Source organism: Liquorilactobacillus mali KCTC 3596 = DSM 20444, assembly GCF_000260415.1.
Taxonomy (GTDB): Bacteria; Bacillota; Bacilli; order Lactobacillales; family Lactobacillaceae; genus Liquorilactobacillus; species Liquorilactobacillus mali.
Window position 1 is genome coordinate 182,978 of sequence record NZ_BACP01000026.1, and the last position, 19,671, is coordinate 202,648.

22 protein-coding genes and 1 pseudogene are annotated in these 19,671 nt (G+C 35.8%); 3 read left to right on the forward strand and 20 right to left on the reverse strand.

The window, feature by feature from the left end; all coding sequences use genetic code 11:
* Nucleotides 1-17: 17 nt before the first annotated feature.
* From GSM_RS04585 to dapG, 17 genes and pseudogenes are all read right to left on the reverse strand, one after another.
* The gene (locus tag GSM_RS04585; protein ID WP_003690351.1) at nt 18-803 is read right to left on the reverse strand and encodes a YlmH family RNA-binding protein; all 786 of its coding nucleotides are present in this window, start codon (nt 801-803) and stop codon (nt 18-20) included.
* A 9-nt stretch (nt 804-812) separates the two neighbouring features.
* A complete protein-coding gene (locus GSM_RS04590; protein WP_003690350.1) occupies nt 813-1,091 on the reverse strand; it encodes a YggT family protein in 279 nt (92 codons plus the stop codon).
* A gap of 21 nt (nt 1,092-1,112) precedes the next feature.
* Entirely contained in the window at nt 1,113-1,535 is a 423-nt protein-coding gene (locus GSM_RS04595) for a cell division protein SepF (protein WP_003690347.1), read from the reverse strand.
* A gap of 36 nt (nt 1,536-1,571) precedes the next feature.
* The gene (ftsZ, locus tag GSM_RS04600) at nt 1,572-2,819 is read right to left on the reverse strand and encodes a cell division protein FtsZ (RefSeq protein WP_003690345.1); all 1,248 of its coding nucleotides are present in this window, start codon (nt 2,817-2,819) and stop codon (nt 1,572-1,574) included.
* A gap of 21 nt (nt 2,820-2,840) precedes the next feature.
* A complete protein-coding gene (gene ftsA, locus GSM_RS04605) occupies nt 2,841-4,160 on the reverse strand; it encodes a cell division protein FtsA (RefSeq protein ID WP_010077849.1) in 1,320 nt (439 codons plus the stop codon).
* Nucleotides 4,161-4,297: 137 nt separating this feature from the next.
* Nucleotides 4,298-4,972, reverse strand: coding sequence for a cell division protein FtsQ/DivIB (locus GSM_RS04610; RefSeq protein ID WP_010077850.1), 675 nt, complete (start codon nt 4,970-4,972; stop codon nt 4,298-4,300).
* 37 nt (nt 4,973-5,009) lie between these two features.
* A complete protein-coding gene (locus tag GSM_RS15505) occupies nt 5,010-5,144 on the reverse strand; it encodes a hypothetical protein (RefSeq protein ID WP_268869522.1) in 135 nt (44 codons plus the stop codon).
* Nucleotides 5,145-5,166: 22 nt separating this feature from the next.
* Nucleotides 5,167-6,258 (reverse strand): undecaprenyldiphospho-muramoylpentapeptide beta-N-acetylglucosaminyltransferase, encoded by a 1,092-nt coding sequence (murG, locus tag GSM_RS04620; protein ID WP_010077851.1) that lies wholly within the window; start codon nt 6,256-6,258, stop codon nt 5,167-5,169.
* A gap of 4 nt (nt 6,259-6,262) precedes the next feature.
* Nucleotides 6,263-7,630, reverse strand: a complete 1,368-nt coding sequence (gene murD, locus GSM_RS04625) for a UDP-N-acetylmuramoyl-L-alanine--D-glutamate ligase (protein ID WP_003690125.1) — start codon at nt 7,628-7,630, stop codon at nt 6,263-6,265.
* Nucleotides 7,631-7,657: 27 nt separating this feature from the next.
* Nucleotides 7,658-8,620: a phospho-N-acetylmuramoyl-pentapeptide-transferase gene (gene mraY / locus GSM_RS04630; protein WP_003690123.1), complete on the reverse strand. Its 963-nt coding sequence runs from the start codon at nt 8,618-8,620 to the stop codon at nt 7,658-7,660.
* Nucleotides 8,621-10,108 carry a UDP-N-acetylmuramoyl-L-alanyl-D-glutamate--2,6-diaminopimelate ligase gene (locus GSM_RS04635; protein WP_003690122.1) on the reverse strand — a complete coding sequence of 496 codons (1,488 nt, stop codon included), beginning with the start codon at nt 10,106-10,108 and terminating at the stop codon, nt 8,621-8,623. It lies immediately after the preceding gene.
* 27 nt (nt 10,109-10,135) lie between these two features.
* Nucleotides 10,136-12,282, reverse strand: a pseudogene (locus GSM_RS04640) (penicillin-binding protein).
* Nucleotides 12,279-12,650, reverse strand: a complete 372-nt coding sequence (ftsL, locus tag GSM_RS04650; protein WP_003689813.1) for a cell division protein FtsL — start codon at nt 12,648-12,650, stop codon at nt 12,279-12,281. The pseudogene GSM_RS04640 and the gene ftsL overlap by 4 nt, the downstream one beginning before the upstream one ends.
* Nucleotides 12,651-12,670: 20 nt before the next feature.
* Nucleotides 12,671-13,621, reverse strand: coding sequence for a 16S rRNA (cytosine(1402)-N(4))-methyltransferase RsmH (rsmH, locus tag GSM_RS04655; protein WP_003689812.1), 951 nt, complete (start codon nt 13,619-13,621; stop codon nt 12,671-12,673).
* 15 nt (nt 13,622-13,636) lie between these two features.
* The gene (mraZ, locus tag GSM_RS04660; protein ID WP_003689810.1) at nt 13,637-14,068 is read right to left on the reverse strand and encodes a division/cell wall cluster transcriptional repressor MraZ; all 432 of its coding nucleotides are present in this window, start codon (nt 14,066-14,068) and stop codon (nt 13,637-13,639) included.
* Between the two features lie 235 nt (nt 14,069-14,303).
* Nucleotides 14,304-14,645, reverse strand: a complete 342-nt coding sequence (locus GSM_RS04665) for a DUF3397 family protein (protein ID WP_003689809.1) — start codon at nt 14,643-14,645, stop codon at nt 14,304-14,306.
* 18 nt (nt 14,646-14,663) lie between these two features.
* The gene (gene dapG / locus GSM_RS04670) at nt 14,664-15,863 is read right to left on the reverse strand and encodes an aspartate kinase (RefSeq protein ID WP_003689808.1); all 1,200 of its coding nucleotides are present in this window, start codon (nt 15,861-15,863) and stop codon (nt 14,664-14,666) included.
* 219 nt (nt 15,864-16,082) lie between these two features.
* Here dapG and GSM_RS14680 point away from each other — a divergent pair, with 219 nt between their 5' ends.
* Entirely contained in the window at nt 16,083-16,202 is a 120-nt protein-coding gene (locus GSM_RS14680; RefSeq protein WP_003689807.1) for a DUF4044 domain-containing protein, read from the forward strand.
* Nucleotides 16,203-16,478: 276 nt separating this feature from the next.
* Here GSM_RS14680 and GSM_RS04680 read toward each other — a convergent pair whose 3' ends face one another.
* Nucleotides 16,479-16,688, reverse strand: coding sequence for a helix-turn-helix domain-containing protein (locus GSM_RS04680; protein ID WP_003689805.1), 210 nt, complete (start codon nt 16,686-16,688; stop codon nt 16,479-16,481).
* 219 nt (nt 16,689-16,907) lie between these two features.
* On the opposite strand from GSM_RS04680, the gene GSM_RS04685 reads away from it, so the two are divergent.
* Entirely contained in the window at nt 16,908-17,228 is a 321-nt protein-coding gene (locus GSM_RS04685; protein WP_003689803.1) for a helix-turn-helix domain-containing protein, read from the forward strand.
* Between the two features lie 35 nt (nt 17,229-17,263).
* Entirely contained in the window at nt 17,264-17,638 is a 375-nt protein-coding gene (locus GSM_RS04690) for an ImmA/IrrE family metallo-endopeptidase (RefSeq protein ID WP_235720342.1), read from the forward strand.
* 1,395 nt (nt 17,639-19,033) lie between these two features.
* On the opposite strand, the gene GSM_RS15510 is transcribed toward GSM_RS04690, so the two are convergent.
* Nucleotides 19,034-19,165, reverse strand: coding sequence for a hypothetical protein (locus tag GSM_RS15510; RefSeq protein WP_261974551.1), 132 nt, complete (start codon nt 19,163-19,165; stop codon nt 19,034-19,036).
* A gap of 270 nt (nt 19,166-19,435) precedes the next feature.
* Nucleotides 19,436-19,671, reverse strand: a 236-nt coding sequence (locus GSM_RS15200) for a hypothetical protein (protein WP_010077854.1), incomplete at its 5' end; no start/stop codon positions are given.

Here is a 19,671-nt window from a genome sequence, read left to right on the forward strand (position 1 = left end):
ACACCTCCATGTATGTATTATTTTTTTAAGACATCTAATTCCACGCGAATTTTTCCTTTTTTTGAAACACCTTGAAGAGCCTTCAATCTGAATCGTCCATAACCGCGCACAGAAACAATATCATGTTCTGCTACCTCAACATCAGGTTTCTCAATATCCATCCAATTAAGAACTACCTTACCTGCGCTCAGTAAATCCTTAACATGCTTCCTAGATAAATTATAAACCCCTGCAATCAAAGTATCCAATCTTAATGAACTAACTGTTACTTGAAGCCCTTGCCATTCATCAACAGGAGATACTATCTCGGACTTATCTACCTCTTCAAGATGAACTTTTACTTTGCCAACAGTCTCAACTTGAATTTTCAAAAAATTAACCATGTTAGCTGCAGTAATAAATTGCCACCGCTCACCATCAGTTACAATATCCCCAATCAAATTACGTCTAAGTCCGAGATGAGTTAACGCACCTAAAATTTGGCTATGCTTAAGCGTTGCAAACTTTGTGGGGTATTTTATCCAAATTAGCGAAAGTTCAAAATCCGCCTCGCTTGGCTCATAATATTCCGGATAAAACAGAGCCCTTTGCCGCTCTGCTCCTTGTAACAAGCCATCAGTCTTCATTTTTAAATCAGATTCAGTATTCAAAAGGGTTTGTGCAATATACACCTCTCGCGGATTTAAAAACTCAGTCAATATCGGCCGATATTCAGTTGCTGCTTGTGTCATTAAGCTACTAAGTTCATCAATAATCGCTGACTCATCACTTCTAAAATGTTGATATATCGTTTGTTTATCCATGCTAAGTAGTCACACCAAAATTACTAGAAATCCAAAAATCGAACTAAACACGAAATCAAAGCCACTCTGAATTAAACGGAGTGCAACCAAAGCAACTATCGGAGCAAAACTGATTCCACCAATCAAGGGTACAAATCTATCGAAAAATGATAAGTACGGCTCACATATTTTGCCCAAGATTTCGGCTAACTTTGAACCCTGAGCTGTAGGAAACCAACTCATCAAAACGTACACTATAATCGCGAATGAATACAATTCAAAAAGGCGATCGATAATTATTAAAATCATATATATATATAACTCCTTGAATTAATTGAAGTCCGAATCTGTAAATTCTGACGTAACGTTTCCTTCAACAACAAATCCTGCCGGTGTACAAAGAAAAATCTGATCTCCAATTCTTTGAATCTCACCGTTGATTGCAAAAATAGTACCAGTTAAAAAGTCAACAATTCTTTTGGACTGTTGCTCATCCATACGTTGAAAATTTACAACAGCAGCTTGATCACTCAGTAAACGAGTGGCTATAGCCTTGACATCAGAATAAACTCTTGGTTCAAAAAGTGCAATCTTCTTTTCAGACATCGTTCGCCTCTTTCCATCAAGTGAAACGACTTTTTTATTCGTATCACCTTGTGAAGTTTGCTGTTCCTCATACTGATAATCCTCATCCTCATCAAATTGATCCTCAGATATTCCAAAAAACTTGCCAAATTTTGCTCCTAAAGCCATTCCTTTCACCTCCTAGTCATAATTGCATCCTACCTGTTATTTGCGGCGATGACGGAAAAATGGAGGTGTGTTTAACCCATCTTCATCATTATCATCTTTTTCTTTTTCAGTATCCATCTTAAATATATCAAACTTTTTCTTTTCAACATTTCTGAATTCATTTGATTTTGTATCAGAAACTGGACGTTCTTCTGAAGTTTCACGACGTAAATCCCAATCTTTAAGCGGATCATTGTTCTCGATTTCTCTTGTTGGTTCACCAACATCATTTTTACGGATATTATTATGATTATTCTGAATTGCTCTAGATCTTCTGCTTTCTTGCTTCTTCTTATCGATTCCAGTTGCAATAACAGTCACAACCACAGTATCTTCAAGATCCTCATTGATCGATGTACCGAAAATAATGTTAACATCACTTGTTGCAGCTTGAGCAACAATATCTGAAGCATCCTGTGCTTCGAAGAGGCTCAAATCTGGGCCACCAGTAATATTAAGCAATACCTGCTCAGCTCCATCAATTGAAACCTCTAACAATGGTGAAGAAATTGCTTTCTTAGTTGCATCAGCCGTTCTATTTTCACCATTTGCTGACCCGATTCCCATCAATGCAGAGCCTTGATTTTCCATGACTGTTTTTACATCAGCAAAATCCAAGTTAACATACCCTGGAGAAGTAATTAAGTCTGAAATTCCTTGCACACCCTGTCTTAAAACATTATCAGCTTCCTTGAAAGCTTCCATCATTGGTGTCTTTTTATCTACAATCTCCAATAGTCTGTTATTCGCAATGATTACCAGTGTATCAACATGTTCCTTCATTTGGGCAACGCCCTCTGCTGCAAAGCGCGCACGTTTTGGACCTTCAAAACTAAACGGACGCGTAACAACACCCACTGTCAAAGCACCTTGCTCCTTAGCAACTTTAGCAATAATAGGTGCAGCACCAGTTCCTGTTCCACCACCCATTCCGGCGGTAACAAAAATCATATCTGCTCCTTTAAGAGCTTCGGCCAAGGCCTCTTCACTTTCTTGAGCTGCCTTATCACCAACTTCAGGGTTTGAACCAGCCCCTAATCCACGAGTAAGTTTTGGTCCAAGTTGAATTTTTGTTTCAGCTTTTGAACTTTCTAAAGCTTGAACATCTGTATTAGCAACAATAAATTCAACACCTTTTACATCATCAGCAATCATTCGATTCACGGCATTGCCGCCAGCACCGCCGACGCCAATAACCTTGATTGTTGCTCCTTTGTTTTCATTTGCATCCAGTGAAAATTCCATTGCATTCCCTCCAAATTATTCTCAGTCAAAAAAGGTATTGAAAAAGTTCTTGATTCCCTCTAAAGAACTATTCTTTTTAATTTTTTGCTTTTTCTGTACAGTATTTTTGTTATAATCCAGCTGTTGCTCCTGTGCTTCAACCTCAGTATTATTTCCGATCTCAGGAACACTATTGCTCAGAGTAGACTTTACAACTTTCTCAATTTCGGTTTGTTTGGTCATATATGCGACTAATCCAATTGCTTGTGTAAATGAGGGATGTCGTAACCCCATTTGTTGCGGAATAAACAATTTAATATTTGTCTCAAAAATATCTTCCGCTAATTCCTTAATGCCCGGTAATGCGGAAACGCCGCCAGTGATAATAATCCCACCTGGAAGCTTTAATGCATCAATCTCTTCTAAAACATCTTTCAATTTCATGAAAATTTGTGTCAAGCGTGCCTCTATAATCTCACTTAGATATTCTCCACTAATCTGTACGGATTCGGTTTTCCCAACTACTTCTACTGGAAAAACATCGTCTTTAGATGCTAAGTAACTAGCAGCATATCCAAAGTTGCGCTTAATCTTTTCGGCATTTTCAATCGATGTATTCAGAACAACGGAGATATCCTTAGTAACGAATTTACCGCCTTCTTGATCAACATATGTATATTTTAACTTGTGATCATGTACGACTGCTGCCGTTGTTTGACCGCCACCCAAATCAATTAGAACTGCTCCAAAGTCCTGTTCCCCATCACTAAGTGCCTGTGTTGCAAGTGCCAAAGGTGCAACAATTGTATCCTTTACAACAAGTCCAGCACGCTCAACACACTTAACAGTGTTATGCAGAACAGTCTTTGGCCCAGTGTATAAAACACCATTCATTTCAAGACGAACACCAACCATACCACGAGGGTCTTTGATACCGTCAAACCCGTCAACCGTAAACTCATCAGGGATGACATCGATAATATCTCGTTCTGGTGGTAGCTTTTGTACAAGTGCTGCCTTTGTTACATGATAGACATCAGCACTATCGATTTCTTTAGAATTTCCATTACCATCACCAACAGCTATCATTCCATTACATGGAACAATTTCTAAAAGATTAGCAGGTATACCAACTGTTACTTCTGAAATTTGAATATTTGCTTTTTGCTCTGCCTGATCAACTGCTGCCTTAATCGCATCTACAGCTCTGTCAATATCAACGATGACCCCGCGGCTCAACCCATCAGAGCGCTCACTGCCTACCCCAATGATATTAAGCTGTCCTTTGACAAATTCTGCTACGATTACTTTAATCGAAGTAGTTCCAATATCAAGTCCAACATAAATTCCTGAATTATCCATTGGTTGAGCTCCCTTCTAAAAAATAAAATCAAAAAATCATTACTAATATTTTACTCAAACTAACAACTAGAATTTTACCACAACACATAGCATTTATACACTTTTCAGACATTTTTATTGTACAAATTATTAATTTTTTATTTTAATTCTGTTGAATATGCACCAACTTCAAAATCTATTCTGATTTTTCCCGTTGCTTTCGCTTTAATTTGTGAATAATATTGCATCTTACTTGCAAATGTCGACAATGTTGCAATAATCTCATTACCATCATTCATATAGACTCTAATCCGCTCTGGATTAACAGAAACAGGAACCGCATCAATCTCCGAAATACCTGTCAACAAACTTGAAGACAGCTTGTTCATCTGCTTTGCTAATAACTTAGTTTCAGAAGAAGTTTTAAAATTTGAGAAAACTGGCAAATTTTCTTCAGGTGCTGTTCGTTGTACAATTGACACATGACCTTCACTATTCAAGGCATAGTATTTATTATTTTTTAACAAATACCCTACAATTTTTTCCTTAGAAATTCGTATGTTAACACTTCTATCATGTAAACTAAAAGCAGTACTCTTGACTTCACTAATATTATTTTTAATCAATCTAGCTGAATGCCCTTTTCCCAGATATACTTGCAGCATATAGTCATTTATATTAATGCCGCTTGCTTTCTTAATTGCTTCTTGTGTAACATTATCAGCACCTGAAACATTTACTTCTTTGACCCTACTGATTGGCAGGATAAAATAAAGTGACACTAAAGTAATGAATCCAAAAACGAATAAATTGATACTCATTCTTTTGTGCAAGAGTGACCTTCTTTGTTTAACTAATTTGGGTAATTTACTACCCATTCTCTTTTTTAAAACTATTTCTTTTTAAATTACCTTTATGTCTCTTTTTCTGGGCTTGTTCCCAAGGTGTAAGAGGTTGGTTAATCCTTTTTTCTCTGCCAAAGAAATTATTCAATTTAAATTTCATACCAACCTCCATCTGCTTCTAATTATCTGTTAATCAAATCTATCAAAACCTTTTCAATTCGCGTAGAAGAATCCGGAATACCCGCCTTTTTAGCTTCTTGGGCAATTCTGGTTCTTCTCTCATCATCCTTCATTAACCCATTAACTTCATCTGCCAATGTTTGGCCACTCAACATATCTTCCTTAAGCATTATTGCAGCACCGATATCGGCAAGGCTGCGTGCATTATAAGTTTGATGATCATGTGTCACATTAGGGCTTGGAATCAATATTGAAGGAATTCCCAACACAGTTATTTCAGCTAAGCTTGTTGCTCCGGAACGTCCAACTATTAAATCAATTTCAGGTAAAATAGCTGGCATATCTTGAATATAAGATTTAACAACAATATTATTTAATTTTTTTTCGCCAATTTCATTTTTTATTTTCTCATAGTAGATGCTGCCTGTCACAAATAACACTTGAAATTCATTCGTATCAAACAAAGAAAATGCATCCATTGCTGCCTCATTAATGCGCTTAGCACCCCTTGAACCACCAAAAATCAGCACTGTTTTTTTATTTTCTGATAAACCCAATTCAGCTAATCGTCCAGTTGCTTTGATATTAGCTACCTGTTGTGCTCGCGGATTGCCAGTAAAGACAACCTTCCGACTTGGAAATTCCTTTTTAGCTGCCTCAAAGCAGATACCAATCTTATCAACAAAATGACTTAAAAACTTGTTTGTGACACCAGCAATACTGTTTTGTTCATGAATGAAAGTTGGAATGTGCATTTGTGATGCTGCATAAACAACCGCTCCACAAACATAACCGCCAGTGCCAACAACGACATCAGGTTTGAACTCCCTAATTATTTTCTTAGCTTCATGAACACTCTTCAAAAATAAATAAATAGTCTTAAAGTTCTGCAGTGACAAAGATCGTTTGAATCCCTGTATCTCAACTGTTTTAAAATCAATTCCTGCATTTGGAACAATCTTACTTTCAAGACCTCTATTTGTTCCGACATATAAAAATGAATTGCTGTCGTCATCTTTTTTTAAAGTATCAATTAATGCCAAGGCTGGATAGATATGTCCACCAGTACCACCACCAGATATTAATAAGCGCACTATACTACATCTCCAATTCTTTCTTTAGATCTTCGACCGCTTCAATAAACATATCTCCACGCACTTCAAAAGTCGGATATTGATCCCAACTTGCACATGCCGGTGAAAGTAAAATCACATCATTTTCTTTACTCATATCATACGCAATTGGTATCGCTGACTTAACATTTTCAGTTTTCACTATTTGTTGGATACCTGCCTGTTTTGCCGCTCGTGCTACCAAGTCAGCAGTTTCACCGAATACAATTATCCCCCTAAGATTCTTAAAATACGGAATTAGTCGTTCAAATGTAAAGCCGCGGTCTAAACCACCCGCTAGCAACACTACTGGGTTATTAAATCCAGCTAATGCCTTTTCTGTGGCTTCCATGTTGGTTGCTTTTGAGTCATTATAGAATTTGCGTTGCTTAATTGTTGTAACATATTGTGTGCGGTGCTTAACACCAGAGAATGTCTTCAGAACTTCTACGATGTTTTCGTTTGCCTGTCCCAATGTTTTTACAACGGCTATCGCTGCAAGAGCATTCTCAACATTATGTTCCCCTGGAATCTTAATCTCAGATGCAGGCATAATTTTTTCTTCTCGAAAATAGAGCCAACCATCTTTTTCATAAGCACCAGACTCACTATTGTCTTTGCGTGAAAAAGGAATAATTGTTGCATCTGATTGTGTACTTAAGTTGCGCCACTCTTCAGAATCCCAATTAACTACGAAGTAGTCATCTTTTGTCTGATTCTTTGTAATATTCATTTTTGCTTTAATATAATTGGCACGCGTGCCATGATAGTCCGTGTGAGCCTCATAAATATTAGTCAAAACAGCTATGTGAGGACGAAGTTTTGTTGTTCCCATCAATTGAAAACTTGAAAGTTCAGTAACCATCACATCATCTTTAGTTGCCTTTTGTGCCACTATAGTTGCGGGGATCCCAATATTTCCTGCAGCATATGCTTCCCCCTTTTGCCTGCCATGATTAAGCATTAATGTAATAAGAGTCGTCGTTGTTGTCTTACCATTCGTCCCTGTCACGCCAATCATCTGTGCATCCAAAATCTCGTAGGCCAATTCTGGTTCAGTAATAATCGTCATTCCACGTTTTACAGCCTCAGCAATCAAGACATTGCTATAAGGAATTCCAGGATTCTTTACAATCAAATCTGTATCATCTAAAAGTGAAAGCGGATGGCCTCCCGTCACTACGTTTATTCCTTCACCTTGCAAGTCGTCTTTAACTTCTTGTGGTGCCTCTTTTAAATCGTTCACTGTTACTTTTGAACCTAATTTGCAAAGAAGCTTTGCAGAATTAATTCCACTTTTTCCCAATCCAACAACTAATACATTTTTATTCTGGTAAGTTGTTATTTTTTTCATAATGGCCATCCCTTTTCCAATAAAAATTTAAAGTATCACAATAAGACTTAAAATGCCTGCTCCTAGACCAATTAGCCAAAAGGTTATGTCTATTCGCCATTCACTCCAACCACTCAATTCAAAATGATGATGAATTGGACTCATCTTGAAAATACGTTTTCCAGTTAATTTGAATGAAGCAACCTGCAGCATTACACTTGCAGTTTCAATCACGAATATAATTCCAATTACAAGCAGAGATAACTCATGATGTAATAATATTGAAACTGCAGCTAAAGCACCACCTAAGGCTAATGAACCCATGTCTCCCATAAAAATTTTTGCAGGTTTATGATTAAATAAGAGAAAAGCAAAGAGTGCACCGATAACTGCTAGACAAAAAATCAAAACATCGTCTTGACTTTGAACAGCTGCAATCACTGCATATGTTCCAAAAGCTATGATGGCTTGTCCTGCTACAAGTCCATCAATCCCATCTGTGAGATTCACTGCATTTGAAAATCCCACAAGCCAGAAGATAACAAAAAATACAAACAAAAAGCCGATATTAATCTCGTTACCAAAGAAGTGCAAAGCAAGTGGAAGCCTTTCATGCCAATACACAACAGTAAAGATTAAGCCACCAACTATTTGACCAAGCAGCTTTTGCCAAGCTTTCAACCCCTCATTTTGTTTCTTCCACAACTTTATAGAATCATCCCAGAATCCTAATATTCCATAAAGTAACAAGATGAAGTCCAGCACCAACAACCTAGCACTCAGCTGTCCATAAATAGCAGGAATAATAATTGCGGTTACCAGTATCGCAATATTAAATACAAATCCTCCCATTGTTGGTGTCCCTGACTTTTTTTCATGCCATTTGGGTCCCTCTTCACGAATCATCTGTCCTTGTTTTTTCTTATGTGCATAATTGATAAAGACCGGTAAGAAAATTAATGTTGCTAAAAAACTAACTATAGCGGTGAGAATCATTTCAATTGAATTCATCTAATCTCTTTGCTCCTTTAAATAGAGTGCCTTCTTTGCTTCTTCAACATCATCAAAATGATGTTTTGTATCCCCAATTATTTGATAATCTTCATGTCCTTTTCCAGCAATTAAAATGATGTCTTTTGGTTTTGCCATTGCAACAGCAAAGTTAATTGCTTCACGCCTATTGACAAACGTCGGAATTTCTACTTGTTCAGGCACTCCCACAAGCATTTCGTCAATTATTGTTTGCGGGTTTTCTGAACGTGGATTGTCCGATGTAAAAATAGGATAGTCACTATGCTCGACTGCAATCTTAGCCATTTTGGGCCTCTTTAACTTGTCGCGATCACCACCACAGCCAACTACACAAAAGACTTTTCCCTTTGCAAAATCATTTATTGTTTCCAAAGCATTTAGTAACCCATCAGGTGTATGTGAGTAATCTACAATTGCAGAAACCTTGCTTGCAGAAGTAATCAGTTGAAGTCTTCCTTTAACACCTGGAAATTTCTCAAGTGCCCCAATAATATCTTCAGACTCAACTCCACAAGCATATGCAGCAGCAAAAGCAGCCAAAATATTGTATACATTAAATAATCCCACCATTTTAACACTCAGATGGAACTTCTCACCAAAAACAATTAAATCAAAATCAGTTCCCTCGCTATGAATTTCAATATTTCCTGCTTTGATCATTGCTTCTTTTTTAATACCATAAGTAAGAATCTCAGCAGCAGTATCAGCCTCAAATCGCTCACCAACCGGATCATCAATATTCAAAACAGCTACCTTAGAATCTCCAGAGTGCGTATACTTGTTCCCAAGCTGCGAAAACAATAAGCTTTTTGCATGTTCATAGTTAGCCATTGTCTTGTGGTAATCCAAATGATCTTGTGTCAGATTAGTAAAAACAGCGACATCAAAATCAATTCCCCATACTCTTCCTTGAATTAAGGCAATTGAAGAAACTTCCATTGCAACAGTACTTACACCCTTTTCGACCATCTTATTCAAAGTACGCTGTAAAGTGATAATATCAGGCGTTGTATTTTTAGTCTTCAAAATCTCATCATCAATTTTGCGATACATCGTACCAATCAATCCGGTTTTCTCACCCAGATTGCGAAAAATTGCTTCAACAATATGTGTAACGGTCGTTTTTCCATTTGTTCCCGTTACACCAATTATGCGAAGTGCCTGGCTTGATGTTTCATAAAAAAAGCTACTCAAAATTGCCATTGCTTTTTTAGTATTTTGTACATATACAACCGGCACTGAAATTTCAGTCAATTTTTCTTGTGCAATAATCATTGCTGCACCTTTTTTTACAGCTTCTTGTACCATTTTGTGCCCATCAGCCTTTGCTCCTTTGATTGCCACAAAAATACTTCCGCCAATAACCTCGCGTGTATCTTGTGTCAATAAGGAAACCGAAAAGTCTTCAAAACTTTCAGGTATTACTTTTTTAAACTTTAAATTATTAATTAATTTGCTTGCTTGCATAAATTCACCATACTATCCCTATTTGCTCTATTTAAGCTTTACAGTAATATTTGTAATCCCATTCAATGATTTATTAGCTGCCACACTTTGTTCGCTGACATAGCCAGAACCCTCAATGTTAAAATTAATTCCTAATAGTTTACCAAGCTTTACAACATCACTTCTAGACCATTCAGTCAAATCAGGCATCATCTTTTCGCCATTTGTTACTAAAATTATCCGTTCCCCAGACAAAGATGTACTTCCTGCCGTTTCAGACTGCGCCGTAATCTTGCTACCACTACCAACCGTTGTAACTAACAATCCGGCGTTTCTTAATGCAACCTTTACACTAGTTATATTCTTGCCTATATAATTTTTTATCGCAACTTGTGTATTACTTGCTGTTTGTTCAGAACTTTCATCTAGAGCTCGCTTTAACAGTGGGTTAAAGACACTGGCTAGCATTTGTCCAGAAGTTTCGCCAGCAAAAGTCGTTGGCTGCTTCATAGTAATATACAAGATGTATTTTGGATTATTCGCAGGTGCCACTCCTGCAACGGAGAAGATATAATTCGTATCCCCTTTGAGATATCCTGTTCCTGTACTATTACCAATTTGTGCGGTCCCGGTTTTCACCCCAATTCGATATCCATCTATCTTAAAGGCACTTCCTGTACCATTTTGATTATAGACAACATCTTGCATCATGCTTAATACCTTTTTGGCGGTTGAAGATTTAATAGGATGCCCAACAACTTTTTTGTTAAACTTATAAACCGTTTTACCATTATTAGGGTTCACAATTTTTCGAACTAACTGTGGCTTCACCATTTTACCATTATTAGTAACTGCTGAAAATGCCTGAAGCATTTGAAATACAGTTGCAGTTATTCCTTGACCATATGCAGTATTTGCTTGTTCAATTGGATACTTATATTCTATACTGCCTTTCACTTCATTTGAAAGCCCCGAATTTGTCGACTTAAGCAAACCAAAACGTTTAATATATTTCAGCCAAGTCTTTGCTCCCATCGTCTGTTCTAAATGTGCCATTCCGACATTAGATGAACGAATAAAGGCATCACGATAAGTAATATTCCCCCATCCACTTGTGTTCCAATCACTCACAGTCTGTCCGTTGATTTTATAAGTTCCAGATTTGTAGGTCGCATTTTCATTATAATTTCCACTATTGATTGCCGCTGCCATCGTCAAAATTTTCATTGTTGACCCTGGTTCAAATGCATCCTCAACTAAGGTATTGCGCCACATATCACTCAGACCGACCTTGGTTTGAGCATTAAAAGTTGGGCGCTGAGTTGCAGCAACAATCGCTCCTGTTTTTGCATTCATCAAAACAGCATTCATTTCTTTTGCATGATACTTACTCTGTGCTTGTGACATCAAAGTTTCTAAGTAAGTCTGCAATCTTGAGTCAATCGTCGTATACACATTGTCGCCATTTTTGGCTTTCCTAGATTTTATTTTTGATCCAGGAATAGGAGTTCCTTTGATGTCTTTTTCAAATTTTTTTACCCCGTTTACACCGGTCAATAATTTATTATATTGACTTTCAAGACCCATGACTCCAACCATTTTCCCACCATTATTTTCAGCAATTCCAATCAGTTGAGAAGCAAAAGTTCCATTAGGATAGAGTCGAGCTTGTGATTCCGTAAAATTAATTCCCTTTATGTTAGCAGCTTCTATCTTATTTTTAGTTTCAAGTGAAATGTTTTTCCCAGCTGTCCCAAGTTCAACTTGATATGTATCTTGATTTTCTGGATTCAAAATTTTCTTGACTTTATCATACGAGATTGACAAATTTTTACTCAAAACTTTTGCTGCTTTATTCTTATCTTTATCAGCTAGATACTCTCTTTTCCCAAATGCTACGGCCGTTTTTGATAAAACTATGTAAATTGTGTAAGTTGATGTATCTTCTGCAATCGGTTGATTATCAGCATCATAAATCGTTCCACGTTGGGCTTTTATCTCCGTCTTACTGGCATATAGCTTTGCCACACTTTTTTTAAATTAACGTGATCCACAGATTGAAAAACTGCAATATAAAAAAAACGACCGATAAACATTGCGAAAATGATTGCAACACCAAAGAAAATCCATCGACCGAATCTCTTTCTATTCTGCTGTCTTCGCTTTTTTGTCTCTCGTTCATTCTTTTTAATCATTTTGAAACATTCCTTATTGAATTATCATTCATGGTTAAGCCCGCATCCTGTGCAACCTTCATTAACCTACTCTTATTCGAAAGCTCACTGACTTCCTGTTTTGTGTTAACATTATCGTTTTGAATCTCAACAATTTTTTGATTCACATTTTGTAATTCATATTGGGTACTTGAGAGATTAACTTTAGAAGATATCACAAGAATCATCATTCCCATGAATAATAAACTTAACAATGCTGCACTCATAATTTCAAATCCCGAAAACGGTACTCGAGTGCTCCTTACTTTAGGTAATGTTTTATGTATCGGTGCCGTTTGTTCTTGTTTTTTAGGAATTGCTTCTAATTGTCGTGCCGTGCTTTGTGCCATTTTCTTCACATCCTTTATTGTTATCTTTTTATTCTTTCAATCACTCTTAATTTTGCAGAGTGTGCTCGGTGATTATTAAGTAGTTCCTCTTCACTCGGTAGAATTGGTTTTCGTGATATTAGCTTAAACTTTGGTTGAAATTCATCAGGTACCACCGGTAAACCTTGCGGTAAGTCTTTTACTTCACTCTTTTCCTTGAACATAGACTTAACTAGCCGATCTTCAAGTGATTGAAACGTAATAACACTGATTCTTCCACCAACATCAATCAATTCTAGGGCTTCTTCTAATGATTGTTCCAATGCCCCAAGTTCATCATTGACAGCTATCCTAATCGCCTGAAAAACTTTTTTTGCTGGATGTCCTCCAGTACGTCTTGCTCTAGCAGGAATTGACTCTTTTATCAATTCAACTAGTTGACCGGTGGTTTCAATTCGTGCAATTTGTCTTTCTTTTTCAATTCTTCGTGCAATTGATTTGGCATATTTTTCTTCCCCATATCTAAAGAAGATACGAACTAATTTTTCATATGGCCATTCATTGACAATCTTCTCAGCGTTCAAATCCTGTGTCTGATCCATGCGCATATCAAGCTTAGAATCATATCGATAACTGAATCCGCGGTCTGCATTATCAAATTGTGGTGACGAAACTCCTAAATCATATAAGATTCCATCTACGCTAGTGATGTCCTTTTCCAATAGTTTCGTACTTAGAAATCTGAAATTTGATTTCACAAACGTAATCTTTCCAGAAGATAAGTCATCTTTAAATCTATCCTCATTGTATGTAATTGCAGTTTGGTCTTGGTCAAAAGATATAAGATGACCTTTTTCGGACAGCTTAGACATGATTAGCCCACTATGTCCACCGCCACCTAAGGTACAGTCAACGTAGATACCATCTTGTTTAATTGCTAATCCTTCTACCGCCTCATGCAATAAAACGGTTGTATGTTCAAAATCTGCCACGTCAATCCTCCATTATTAAAGACCAAAATCAATCATATTTTCAGCAATCTCATCAAAGTTTGTCTCTGCTTCCGTCGAGAAGTCATCCCAACGCGCTTCAGACCATATTTCAAATCTGTTTGAGACACCTACAACAACACACTTTTTTTCAAGTGAAGCATGAACTCGAAGTGACTTTGGGATACTTACTCTTCCCTGTTTATCGAACTCACATTCAGTAGCTGCAGAATAAAAGAATCTTACAAATGAACGAGCATCTTTTTTAGTAAGTGGAAGTTTTTGCAATTTTTCCTGCAAGATATTCCATTCGGATTCAGGATATCCGAATAGACATCCATCCATTCCACGTGTTATTACAAAGACTTCACCTAAATCTTCACGAAATTTCGAAGGAATAATTAATCGGCCCTTCTCATCAATTGCGTGTCGATATTCGCCCATAAACATGTAAGACACCTCCCTTGACACTACCATATTTTGATACTACCACATTTCACCACTTCACACCACTTTTTCACCCATAAATTACCACTTAATTATTAAATTCTTTTTCCAAACCCAAAAGCGACTTCTCAATAGTCTAAAACCTTGTGTACTTAGGTTTTTTTCTTCAAATACATTAAGGTACTAAAAAAGCCATCCCAAACAATTAAGTCTGAGACAGCTTTTTGAAAAAATAATTTTATATACTAAGGATAAATAGTGGAACAAACACCCCATATACTGCAAGCGCACAAAAACGAAAGTATGATTTGAAAAAGACACGGTAAATTATCTCACCCTCAACATATGCATATACCAGTGTCATCATAATTCCCAGTAAGCCTAACCCAAAAAATAAGAATGGAATCACTGACAATTCCAATTTCGTTAATGAGGTCATAAAAATACAATACAATACAGGAATAATCATTAGACTAGAGATTCTCATTTTTCTTCGTAGTTTCTTAGGTAAAAGCTTCTTCAAGATTACTAAAAATAAAAATACTAACACAATCAGCAGCAGTTGGTAGTACCAAACCATCTTAATCACCCATACTTCCTAATCTCGCAGTAAAAAAGTGTCATGCAAGGCATTTACCGCTACTTCTAAATCTGCTGCTTTAACCAGCACCCAAATGGTTGTGTAACTATCTGTTGTTTGCAAAATTTCAATATTATGCTTGGAAAGTGCAGTTACAATTTTCGCCGCTATTCCAGGTGTACCCATAATACCTGCACCTACAATTGATACCTTAGCACAATTTTCTACTAAAGTATAAGTAATATTTCTATTCTGCAGCAATTTCTTAGCTACCTGAGACTCCTCATGGTCTAAGTTGAAAACAACCTTTTCAGGTAAAATATTAATAAAGTCCACGCTTAAATGGTTATCTGCTAACAAATTAAATACTTGATCAGCCGAAAGGTTCTCCGTCAAAACACTGAATTGTGTCAGCCCAACTTGATGAGCAATCCCCGTAACACCGCGATAGTCTTGTAAGGCAAGATTCTTATCTGAGATTAATGTTCCTAACTCATCCACTCCGTCCCAAGTTGAACGAATCCTTAAGGGAACATGAGCTTGCTGCGCAATTTCAACAGCACGTGGATGAATAACCTTAGCCCCTTCGTGTGCCATGTTAGCAACTTCTTCATAACTCACATTCTTCAAAAATTTGGCTTTCTTCACAAGTCTTGGATCACCGGTCATCATTCCAGAAACATCAGTAAAGATATCAACTCTTTTAGCTGAAAGTGCTGCCCCCAAAAGTGCTGCAGAGGTGTCACTGCCTCCTCTACCCAGAGTTGCCATATGACCATCTCTTGATAGCCCCTGAAAACCAGCTACTACGACAACATCGTTTTCGGAAAAAGCCTTATTAATATTATCAGTTTTTACATCCAAAACCTTAGCATTTTGATAATCATTATTAGTTCTAAAACCAGCATCCGGACCAGTCATTGCTGTTGCTGAAATGCCCTCTTTTTTCAGCAATTGAGTAAATACGGCAGTTGAGATAATCTCACCAACCGAAACAATCATATCCAATTCACGTGCTGACAAACTTGTTTGATCCGCATCTACAAGATTCAAGAGAGAATCAGTTGCATAAGGTGCCCCTTTTCTTCCAATTGCAGAAACAACAACAACAACCTTATACCCTTTTTCTAAGGCATAGCGCACATGTTCCAGTGCCTTATGTCGTGCCTTATCATCTTGAACTGATGTTCCGCCAAACTTCTGTACCATAATTTCCATTACTTTTTACTCCATTCCGTTTCAGTTTAGTTATTTAAATTACAAATAAATGAAATTTTATTACTATATTTACTCATTCAATTATAATTGTTAGTTTATACAAATTCAATTTGTTTTAGAAAGACTTTGCACACAAAGTTTCTGGTAAAGTCCATTTGACACAATTCACAGTAAAAAGTATAGTATATTGTAAAGCTTATACGAAAGGTGAATTTTGTTGTGCCAAAGAAAAAGAAAACACGTTTTCAGAAAATTACAATGGTAGTTGTTTGGCTGATGATTATTGTTACTGTAGGAACTATGGTTCTGAGTGCAATCTTTTCAGTGATGGGATACTAATTAATTAAATTTTACAACAGTAGCTAACTACGATTCATAAAAAGGAAACCAGCTCAAAATTCAACCTTTGATTTGGTTTCTTTTTTTACTTTGTAAATATGTTCGATAATTTAAAATTCTCAGTCTAACTTTAAGTTACTCATCACAAATGACTCCCTATGTTCATAATTTCGCATTAATACCCAGATTTTACCGACTCACGTAGCTCTTTCTTCTTTAATATAAACTCTGTTAGTAAATCCTCTTAGTTTAAACTCAAACATTCAGTTTATGGTACTAAGATCCCACTCCAACATACAAACAAATTTTTCTAATCCATTCATCAGTATTCTCCGTTGGTGCAACCCTTCCGTTAATCAGTTGATTCACATACGGTTTAGAAAGGCCAAAATGAGTAGCTATATCAGATTGTGAACTTGGCTTTAATTTCATCCGTTTATTTCTTTTTAGACCCAATAATATTGCATCCGTAAGATCATATTTCACTTTAACCCACTCCAATTCGTTAATAAATTACCTAATTTATTTGACGACTACCGAATCTTATTATAGAATCAACCCAGTAATGTCAAAATAATTTTCCTTAACTTAAATATTATTTCATTTCCTTCATAATGTTATTAGGTAAATTATACTAACTTATACGTTAGATTTCAACGTTTTTTCTAACTTTTTAGTTATAAAAAATCTAGTGGGAGTTTTAAAATGAATACATTGGAAGTAATCAAACAACTTGCTAAAGAAAAAAATATGTCTATTTACGAACTTGAAGAAACATTAGGTTTTGGTAGAAATACCATCTATCAATGGTCGCATCGCATTCCTTCTATCGAGCGCGTAAAAAAAGTCGCTGATTATTTTGGTGTTTCCTTAGATTATTTAACTGGGCGAGCTTCCGAAAAAAATATAAAAAAAATTGATTTAGCAAACGTCCCCGATGGCGTACTTACATTTGAAGGAAAAGCAATCCCCGAAGATGAATTAGAAATAATTCGTCACCTATTGCGGAATAAGCCTTCAAAATAAGCGAGGTGCATGCAGTATTGGAGAAGCTATTAGAATTGGCAAAAAAAGAACATATTAGAATTATTTGGACACAAGAACTTTCTCCTACCACTCCGCCAGTTGCTGCTTATAATTTAAGATGCATTATCATGAATTCAAATTGGCATAATCCCAACCAATTTATTTTTCAATTAGCTCATGAGTTAGCCCATCTAATCTATGGTGACCCACTTGACCTCCACTTATACAACCGTACGCCTGCGCAAAAGTTTAAAATTGAATCCCATATCAACGATTATGCTCTTCAGATACTTCTTCATTTATATAGCCAGACTCCTTACAACAAAATAAATATAGTGTCTTTTATGCAAAAATACGCAATTCCAACACATTTAGAAAATCGTGTTTGCTTTCTCATTAATACGCTCTAAGATTGTATGTCTTATCTAAGATTCAGAAGCATTCACCACTTTAGTACCTCTATACACATATATCCTTTCATACTTGTATAAACAATACATAAGTAATTTATGTAATTATCGTTATCTCAGCAGCAATTTCAGGTCAAGCATGTGCTCCTTCCATGATGTATCTCTTAACAGTCTTCCTTGCCCTTTTAAGCAAGAAAAGTATAATATTGCAAAACAAAAAAGCCTTGATAAACAAGGCTTTTTGAATGTTATATTAACGACGTCTTTCAGGAATACGAGCTGCTTTACCATGCAATGCACGAACACAACATAGGTATTTAGTTGATACTCTTTTTATATTCAGATAATTATCTCTTCCTATTATATAACTTAAGTGATGTGTGTTTAGCATTCGCTTGATTTTCACATCATATTCATATTTTTGCCCCTTATTTGCCCCTAATATTTAGGGCTAACCCATTCTTGAATTGCATACTGAAAATATATACTTTTAATAAATCATAAAAAATAATTATTTTACAGTTATATTGTGATATTATAAAAATAAAGGGTTTGATAGTAATGGACTTTATAAAAAATAAGGATAACATTTATAATAACCTAATTATTTCGTTAGAAAAAGATATTAATACTTATGGTAATTTTAATTGCTGGTGTTTTTTTGAGATTGTTGGTGGCAATAAAATATATAATTCATACGTTAGAATTAGAAACTTCAGGCTCGAGCTAATTTTTCTCTCCCTGAATCACGGAAGGCATGAGTACTTCGAAAGTATGAAGTCTGCTGAGTTACTCAAAGTATTGAAGACAAAAAAACAGCCCTATTCAACTAAGAATAAGACTATGTAGCAGCTGTATGTAGCAACTAGAAAAATGAACATTTATTCTTAAGGGAGTATAGCTGCTACGTGTAAATTGTAACCCTAAAAGCTTATTTGTGCAAAAAAGCCCCACTTCCTTAATTGGAGGTGGGGCTTTTTTAATATGTAACCTTCCTATCGGAAAAGATAGAAAGGAGGAATAAAAATGACTGCCAAGGTAGCTATCCTTAGCAAAAACAAGATTAATATTGATTAACTTCGATTGTTATACTACAATGTAATTCCTTTTTTGTCAATAAATGTACCGTATTTTAATTTAATTAAACTTATGATAAAATTACTTTTGTCTATGAGGAGTCGCTACCTCTATGCTATAGACAGAATCGAGATGAACATATTGATTAACTTCTTTTACACCCTTGCTCTTGGGGTTCTCATTGACCTAGTAAGCAAGGCAGTTTCATTCTTATTCTCTATGATACTACATAAGTAGTGTCTAGACAATTAACGTCCAAGCAGCCAAAGGCAATGCTTGAACGTTTTTTATGTATCCCACTAAAATGTGGGATTGTTATTAAAATGGTTTAGTACCTGCATTTAACTTCTTCTGCATGGCAGCAACCATATTAGAATATCCACTTGAAATCTTACCATCAACTGGTGTGCCAAGTTTTTTCTGCATTTTCTTAATTGTGACTGGACCCATGTACCCGTCCTGAGTCACTCCAAGATGTTTCTGCAAAATTTTAACCAGTGAACTAGGTTTACTAATTTTTCGATGTAGTTATATAGATATCGTTGTCAATTAAAAAATATAATTGTTATATTTAATATGAAGACTTTTTATTTGTAAACAAAATAAGCCCCACTCAATTAAGAGTGAGACTTTTAAATATATAAAAAAATAAATCAAATAGGCATAATGTTAACAGTTTGCCTTTTTGAAGAAAAAAGTTAATAGAAAAATTACATCTTATCATTTGTTCAACAGAGATTCATTTTCTGTCATTGCCGTTAATATGGAGTCTTCAACATACTTATACCTAATATTTTCTAATAGCTTTTCCCATTTTCTCCCTTTTAAAGAATACAGTTTAGCATCATATTTATTAATTTTTTTTACCAAATGTAAATCAAAATCTTTTTGCCATTTAACAATATCTGGATATAAATTAACTCCTATTTCATGAAATCGTTCCCTAGTTACTTCTG